The following is a 6,938-nucleotide window of genomic DNA, read 5'->3' as shown; positions in this document are numbered from 1 at the left end:
GCACAACAACAATATAACAAAACACTAATCACTAACTATCATGTAGTCGTGTTGAATAACTGCTACGCAATAGCGTCACAACGAGGAGAAGCAGCGAAAACCGGGAGGCTCCTTGACGACATTTTCAGTGTCGACCACAAGCGTCTTGAGAATTTTCGCCAGCGCTTCTCGTCCTTGTACTGGACGTTCGGGCCAGGTCAGCTTCTTCAATCTGCCTTGTGGGCAGCGTGTATCCGGAAAAAACAACTCGGCGGTCAGACGAGTTTGCTCAAGCGTGTTACCAAATGTTCCCGATCGGGGAACGTCTTCATCATGCAAAAGCAAAACGACGCCGTCAACGGTTTTGTAGTGATTATTTTTGAGCACTACATATTGTCGGACAAAGCAGTTCTGGAATGAGAAAGGATCCGTTCAGGCAACGGAAAAGGGCGCACACAGAACGTAGAACGTGCACGGATAACCGTCCACTTCACGCTGCTGCTGAGTGAATTCGCCGCCGCTCAATGCAGGGATCAGCCCGGCCCAGAAGCGCTGTGCAGGCCGGTTGGCGTCGATATGGAAAATTTGCCACTGACCTGGGATTTTGCTCAAGAGGGCAGAGACGACAAACTGCGCGACGCCTTGGCCACGAAAGCGCCGCGTGAGGAAGAAGTAGCCGATGTTGTGCTCGGCGCCGGCGATGTGGGTTGTGTCGTCTACGGTGACGAAACCGGCGAGTTCGCCGTCGACGCGAATCAGGAAGGGTCTGGTTGCCGGATGGCGCCAGTAATCGTCCTTGGGCTGGATGCTGAAGAAACCATGCTCGGCCAGCTTCAGGGGCAGCCATTGGCTGAAGTCGTACATGTAGAACTGCATCAGGTTTTCAATGGTTTGCAGTTTATCGCGTTGGGCGGGCTGCAGTTCGATGGTGGGCATTAGGATCAACTCCGGCAAAGGCATCACATCAGTGTGGACTCAAGACCCTTTGTCACAGGATACGTCGTCGCTACCTGGCGGTGCGTTTGGTTGTGCCGGTAGTTTTGCTGCGGGTCGATTTGCGCTTTTTCTTCCACGGTGCAGCCGCTTTGCCGGCAGGTGGCGGGCCGCTGATGGTCAGGCTCAGGCCGGAGCAGCGGGTCACTTGTTTGCTCATCCACGCCGCCTGTTTGGTGACGAACTCTTCCAGACTCATCTCGCCGCTCTGCACCATGTCCAGTGCCTGTTCCCAGATCGCCGTGGTGCCCGGGTCGGCGATTGCACGGGGCACGGCGTCGATCAGGCTGAAAGCAGCAGGCGTGGCGGCGAGCGCCTTGCCGTTTTTCACCAGATAGCCGCGATCCAGCAAACCCTGAATGATCGACGCACGGGTGGCTTCGGTGCCGATGCCGGTGGTGTCCTTGAGTTTCTGTTTGAGCAGTGGATCCTCGACCAGTTTGGCGACGTTCTTCATCGCCTTGATCAGATCACCCTCGGTGTAGGGTTTAGGCGGCTGCGTCCACAAATCCTTGAGCTTCACACCCGCGACGGCGCACTCGATGCCCTGGCTCAGTGTCGGCAATGTTTGTGGCGCTGGAGCCTCACGACCCTTGGCGGGGGCGAGAGCCTCGGGCAAGGCGCGTTTCCAGCCCGGTTCAATGATCTGCTTGCCGACCGCGCGCAGGGCTTCACCGGCGCAATCGAAATCGGCCTGGGTGCGATCGTATTCGTGGTTGGGCAGAAACTGCGCCAGATAACGCGCGCGGATCAATGTGTAAACCGCACGGTGCTTGCCGCTCAGCCGCTCAAGATTTTTCGCGGCGGCGGTGGGGATGATGCCGTGGTGCGCGCTGACCTTGGCGTCGTTCCATGCCCGGGAACGGCGCTGCGGGTCAAGAAAACCGTTCAACGCCTCAAGGCTTGGGTCGGCCTGCCGCAGCGCCTCGAGAATCCCCGGTGCCTCGCTGTGCTGACTCAGGGGCAGAAAACCGCAATCGCTGCGCGGATAGGTGACAACTTTGTAGGTCTCATAAAGCGCCTGGGCGATGTCGAGGGTCTCCTGCGCGCCAAGGCCGAGTTTCTTCGAGCAGACTTCCTGCAAGGTGCCGAGATCGAAGGGCAGGGGCGCCACTTCGCGCATCCGCTCGGTGCGCAGTTTCACTACTCGCGCACTGGCGGCACTGCTGATGGCCGCTGCCGCTTGTTGCGCCAGTGCCTGATTCAGGCAGCGCTCCTGATCGTCACAAGCATCCGAAGGCGCCCGCCACTGCGCGGTAAACGGCGTCCCTTCATGCAGCAATTCCACATCGATCGCCCAAAATGGCACCGGCACGAAATCGGCGATGCTGCGATCACGATCCACCACCAGGCGCAATGTCGGCGTCTGTACCCGACCGACCGGCAACACACCTTGATAACCCGACTGCCGGCCGAGAAGGGTGAACAGGCGACTCATGTTCATGCCGATCAGCCAGTCCGCCCGCGAGCGGCCGAGTGCCGAGTGATACAGGCTGAAGGTCTCGGCGCCGGGTTTCAGCGCGGCCAGTGCCTTGCGGATCGACGCCTCGTCGAGCGCCGACAACCACAGTCGGCGGATCGGTCCGCGATAACGGCAGTGCTCGACCAGTTCCCGGGCGATCATCTCGCCCTCACGGTCGGCGTCGGTGGCGATGATCAGTTCGCTGGCCTCGCCAAGCAGGCGTTTCACCGCTTTGTACTGGCTGGCAGTGCGCGGTTTGACGGTCATTTTCCATTTGTCCGGAATGATCGGCAGATCCGCCAGCACCCAGCGCTTGTAGCGGGCGTCGTAGGCATCTGGCGGTGCAGTTTCCAGCAGGTGGCCGATGCACCAGGTCACCGTGACGTCCGTTCCCAGCCAGCAGCCGTCGCCGCGACGTCTGGCGCCGAGCACGGCCGCAATGTCTTTGGCCTGGGAAGGTTTTTCACAGAGGTACAGCCGCATAACCACCATCGTCGATCAATGTCCGCAGAGGTGCACAGAATGGCCGCAGTTGGCGCCACGGGCAACTTTTATCTGTATGGATATACAGATAAAAAGAGTTGCGGGAAATGACGGGTAATTCGGGGGCACCGCACAGCGCTATCGAGAAATTGATTAGTACCCGGTTTGCAGCTGTGTCAGGTTTTTTGGCGATTCACAAACGCGAGTGACAGGACGATCTCGCCAGGAGATCGCCGTGGTCTGTCGACACTGACTACTCAGAAACAAGGAAGTCCACCATGGCTCAAGCCAAAGCGAAAACCAGCAGCGCCTACGATGAAATCAACACCTTCAGCCACTTGTATGACCGTGGTGTCGGGCTGGTCAATGGCAAACCGTCGTTCACCGCCGATCAGGCCGCTGACGAAATCCTGCGCAAGAACCTGGCGTGGGGCGACAAGAATGCTGACGGCAAAATCGACCTCAGCTACACCTTCCTGACCGAGAAACCCGCGAACTACAACCCGAAACTCGGTAACTTCAGCGAGTTCAGCGCCCTGCAAAAGGCGCAAGCCGTGTTGGCCATGCAATCCTGGGCCGATGTGGCCAAGGTCTCGTTCACTGAAGGCAAGGGCGGCGACGGCCACATGACCTTCGGCAACTACGACGTGAGCACGGGCGGCGCTGCGTTTGCTTACCTGCCGAGTGGCGGCAGCTACGACGGTCAGTCGTGGTATCTGATCAACGATCAATATCAGGTCAACAAAACCCCTGGCACCAACAACTACGGGCGCCAGACCCTGACCCACGAAATCGGTCACACCCTCGGCCTGTCACACCCGGGCGCCTACAACGCCGGCAATGGCAGCCCGACCTACAACGACGCCAAATACGCTGAAGATACCCGTGGCTACAGCCTGATGAGCTACTGGAGCGAAGCCAACACCGACCAGAACTTCAGCAAGGATGGCAGCGGTGCGTACGCGTCGGCGCCGTTGCTGGACGATATTGTTGCGGTGCAGAAACTCTACGGCGCCAACTATGAGACTCGCGCCGATAACACCACCTACGGTTTCGGTTCCAACGCCGGGCGCGATTTCTACAGCGCCACGTCGGCGTCGTCGAAACTGGTGTTCTCGGTGTGGGACGGGGGCGGTGATGACACCCTGAATTTCTCCGGTTTCACCCAGAACCAGAAGATCAACCTCAATGAAGGCTCGTTCTCCGATGTCGGCGGCCTGGTGGGCAACGTTTCGATTGCTTACGGTGTGACCGTGGAGAATGCGGTGGGCGGTTCGGGCAATGACCTGCTGATCGGCAATTCGGCGATCAACCATCTGTTCGGCGGTGCCGGCAACGACATCCTTTACGGCGGTGGCGGCGCGGATGTGCTGTGGGGCGGCGAGGGTGCAGACACTTTCGTGTTCGGCGCGGCCAGCGACTCGACCAACAACCAGCCGGACTGGATCATGGATTTCAAAAGCGGCCTGGACAAGATCGACCTGTCGGGCATTGCCGAGTTTGCAACGGGTGCGGCTACGCTGAACTTCGTCAGTAATTTCACCGGCCATGCCGGCGATGCGATCCTGACGTACTACGCGCAGCACGGTCAGACCGGGCTGCTGGTCGACCTGACCGGGCAAGGGCAGGTTGATTTTGCCGTGGGTGTGGTGGGGCAGGCGGTGGCGACTGACATTGTTGCCTGATGCCTGAAGCGCGGCCCTCACCTAACCCTCTCCCAGTGGGAGAGGGGACCGATTGGGGAATGCTGAAGACATACGCCGACCTGATAGCACATCGCTGAATCGATAATCGAAGAAGCACTTTCAGGTCGGTGTAGAACGAAAAGACACCTCGGTAGGCTCCTTGGGGTGAGGGGCTTCTGGCCGTTCGGCTGCAAAATCGCCCTGACCTGACCCTATGGGCTATACCTGAACCGGTCTCTTTGCCGTATTCAGGAGAAACCCATGAAAAGCTCCGGTCCCAGCCCTGTCATTACCCTCGAAGAGCTCCCAGGTTGCCTGCTGGTGAAGTTTCACGGCATCCAGGTCGCTGCGTCTTCCCACGTACTGGTGCTCAACGAGGCCAACTATCCGCCGGTGTACTACGTCCCCCGCGAAGACATCGACGAAAAATATTTCGCCCGTACCGACCACACCAGTTACTGCCCGTACAAGGGCGATGCCAGTTACTTCAGCCTGCAGGTGCCGGGTCATGAGGGCGCGAATGCGGTGTGGACTTATGAGCACCCGAAAGTGTCAGTCAAAGACATCCAGAACTACGTGGCGTTTTATCCGGACCAGGTGAAGTTCGAGGTGATCAAGGCTGACGCCTGACCTCAACCAACGTGTGGCGAGGGAGCTTGGTCCCTCGCCTCAGGTAAGCTCAGTTCTTGTCCAGATCGATATTCTTTGTCTCGCGCAAACAGATCATTCCCACCACCAGGCTCACCCCGGTAATCAACACCGGATACCACAGCCCATAGAAAATATCCCCGGTGTACACCACCAGCGCAAACGACACGGTTGGCAGAAAACCGCCAAACCAGCCGTTGCCAATGTGGTACGGCAGGGACATCGAGGTGTAGCGAATACGCGTCGGGAACAGCTCGACCATCAGTGCGGCCAGCGGGCCGTAGCACATGGCGGAGATGATGATCAGCGCCACAATCAGCGCGACGATCATCGGCTTGTTGATCTGCTGCAAATCGGCCTGTTGCGGGTAGCCGGCGAGGGTGATTGCGCCGCGCAAGGCCGCTTCGTCGAAGCCGTCGAGTTTCACATCGCCCACGCTGACTTGCACAGCGCTGCCGGCCGGCGCGGCGGCGCTGGAGTAGGGCAGGCCTTGCTTGACCAAGAAGATTTTGACCTTGTCGCACGGGCTGTCGAATTTGGCTTTGCCCACCGGGTCGAACTGGAACGTGCAGGTGGCCGGGTCCGCCAGCACCGTGATCGGTGCCTGACGGCTGGCCTGATCGATCGCCGGGTTGGCGTAATGCGCCAGGGATTTGAAGATCGGGAAGTACAGCGCTGTCGCCAGCAACAGGCCGAGCATCAGCACCGGTTTGCGTCCGACCTTGTCCGACAGCCAGCCGAAGAAAATGAAGAACGGCGCACCGATCACCACGCTGATGATCAACAACGTGTTGGCCACCGCCGGGTCCATTTTCAGGAACTGGGTGAGGAAGAACAGCACATAGAACTGCGCTGCGTAGAAGGTCACCGCTTGCCCGGCGTTGATGCTGAACAGGGCGATCAGCACCACTTTGAGGTTTTCCCATTTGCCGAAGGATTCGCGGATCGGCGCCTTCGAGGTTTTGCCTTCCTCTTTCATCTTCAGATACGCCGGCGATTCGTGCAGGCTCAGGCGAATCCAGGTGGAAATGCCCAGCAGCACAATCGACAGCAGGAACGGAATCCGCCAGCCCCACACTTCAAATTGGTCGCCAGTAAAGTAACGGCAACCGAGCACCACCAGCAGCGACAGCAGCAGGCCGAGGGTCGCGGTGGACTGAATCCAGCTGGTGTGGAAGCCGCGCTTGCCGATCGGCGCGTGTTCCGCCACATAAGTCGCGGCACCGCCGTATTCACCGCCGAGGGCCAGGCCCTGAAGCATGCGCAGCACCACCAGAATGATTGGTGCAGCGATGCCGATGCTGGCGTAGGTCGGCAACAGGCCGACGCAGAACGTCGCTACTCCCATCAGGATTATCGTTGCGAGAAAGGTGTATTTACGCCCGATCATGTCCCCCAACCGACCGAACACCAGTGCCCCGAACGGCCGCACGATAAAGCCTGCGGCGAACGCCATCAGCGCAAAGATGAACGCCGTGGTGTCGTTGACCCCGGCGAAGAACTGCTTGCTGATCACCGCGGCAAGGGCGCCGTAGAGGAAGAAGTCATACCACTCGAACACTGTGCCCAGTGATGAAGCGAAGATGACTTTGCGTGTATCCGGGCTGGTATCCGTGCTGCGCACGGCGTCCAGCGGCTGAGCGTGTTCTGACATATCGGTATCCCTCACAGTGATTGTTTTTGTTGTT

General features: G+C 59.1%; 6 protein-coding genes. 3 read left to right on the top strand and 3 right to left on the bottom strand.

The features are described from left to right. Positions 1 to 399 (top strand): hypothetical protein (locus ACIONG_RS06680; protein ID WP_401297571.1); only part of this gene is annotated, 399 nt, incomplete at its 5' end. 12 nt (positions 400 to 411) lie between these two features. On the opposite strand, the gene ACIONG_RS06675 is transcribed toward ACIONG_RS06680, so the two are convergent. Both ACIONG_RS06675 and ACIONG_RS06670 read right to left on the bottom strand, forming a co-directional pair. After that, positions 412 to 915 carry a GNAT family N-acetyltransferase gene (locus tag ACIONG_RS06675; RefSeq protein ID WP_401297569.1) on the bottom strand — a complete coding sequence of 168 codons (504 nt, stop codon included), beginning with the start codon at positions 913 to 915 and terminating at the stop codon, positions 412 to 414. A gap of 70 nt (positions 916 to 985) precedes the next feature. Continuing rightward, a complete protein-coding gene (locus ACIONG_RS06670) occupies positions 986 to 2,917 on the bottom strand; it encodes a DNA topoisomerase III (RefSeq protein WP_401297567.1) in 1,932 nt (643 codons plus the stop codon). A 278-nt stretch (positions 2,918 to 3,195) separates the two neighbouring features. On the opposite strand from ACIONG_RS06670, the gene ACIONG_RS06665 reads away from it, so the two are divergent. Together ACIONG_RS06665 and ACIONG_RS06660 are read left to right on the top strand one after the other, a co-directional pair. After that, positions 3,196 to 4,602: a serralysin family metalloprotease gene (locus ACIONG_RS06665; protein WP_401297565.1), complete on the top strand. Its 1,407-nt coding sequence runs from the start codon at positions 3,196 to 3,198 to the stop codon at positions 4,600 to 4,602. 261 nt (positions 4,603 to 4,863) lie between these two features. Next, positions 4,864 to 5,232, top strand: a complete 369-nt coding sequence (locus tag ACIONG_RS06660; RefSeq protein ID WP_315446664.1) for a DUF427 domain-containing protein — start codon at positions 4,864 to 4,866, stop codon at positions 5,230 to 5,232. Positions 5,233 to 5,281: 49 nt separating this feature from the next. On the opposite strand, the gene ACIONG_RS06655 is transcribed toward ACIONG_RS06660, so the two are convergent. After that, the gene (locus ACIONG_RS06655; protein WP_401297563.1) at positions 5,282 to 6,904 is read right to left on the bottom strand and encodes an MFS transporter; all 1,623 of its coding nucleotides are present in this window, start codon (positions 6,902 to 6,904) and stop codon (positions 5,282 to 5,284) included. Between the last annotated feature and the right edge of the window lie 34 nt (positions 6,905 to 6,938).

Origin of the sequence: Pseudomonas sp. NPDC087817 (assembly GCF_044742875.1) — a bacterium.
Classification (GTDB): domain Bacteria; phylum Pseudomonadota; class Gammaproteobacteria; order Pseudomonadales; family Pseudomonadaceae; genus Aquipseudomonas.
Note: the sequence above shows the minus strand (reverse complement) of the source record. Positions and strands in the feature narration are given on the sequence as shown.

Excerpts from the sequence above, each read along its gene's own strand:
- ACIONG_RS06660 (WP_315446664.1), top strand. The coding sequence starts at position 4,864 with ATGAAAAGCTCCGGTCCCAGCCCTGTCATTACCCTCGAAGAGCTCCCA.
- ACIONG_RS06675 (WP_401297569.1), bottom strand. The coding sequence starts at position 915 with ATGCCCACCATCGAACTGCAGCCCGCCCAACGCGATAAACTGCAAACC.
- ACIONG_RS06670 (WP_401297567.1), bottom strand. The coding sequence starts at position 2,917 with ATGCGGCTGTACCTCTGTGAAAAACCTTCCCAGGCCAAAGACATTGCG.
- ACIONG_RS06655 (WP_401297563.1), bottom strand. The coding sequence starts at position 6,904 with ATGTCAGAACACGCTCAGCCGCTGGACGCCGTGCGCAGCACGGATACC.
- ACIONG_RS06665 (WP_401297565.1), top strand. The coding sequence starts at position 3,196 with ATGGCTCAAGCCAAAGCGAAAACCAGCAGCGCCTACGATGAAATCAAC.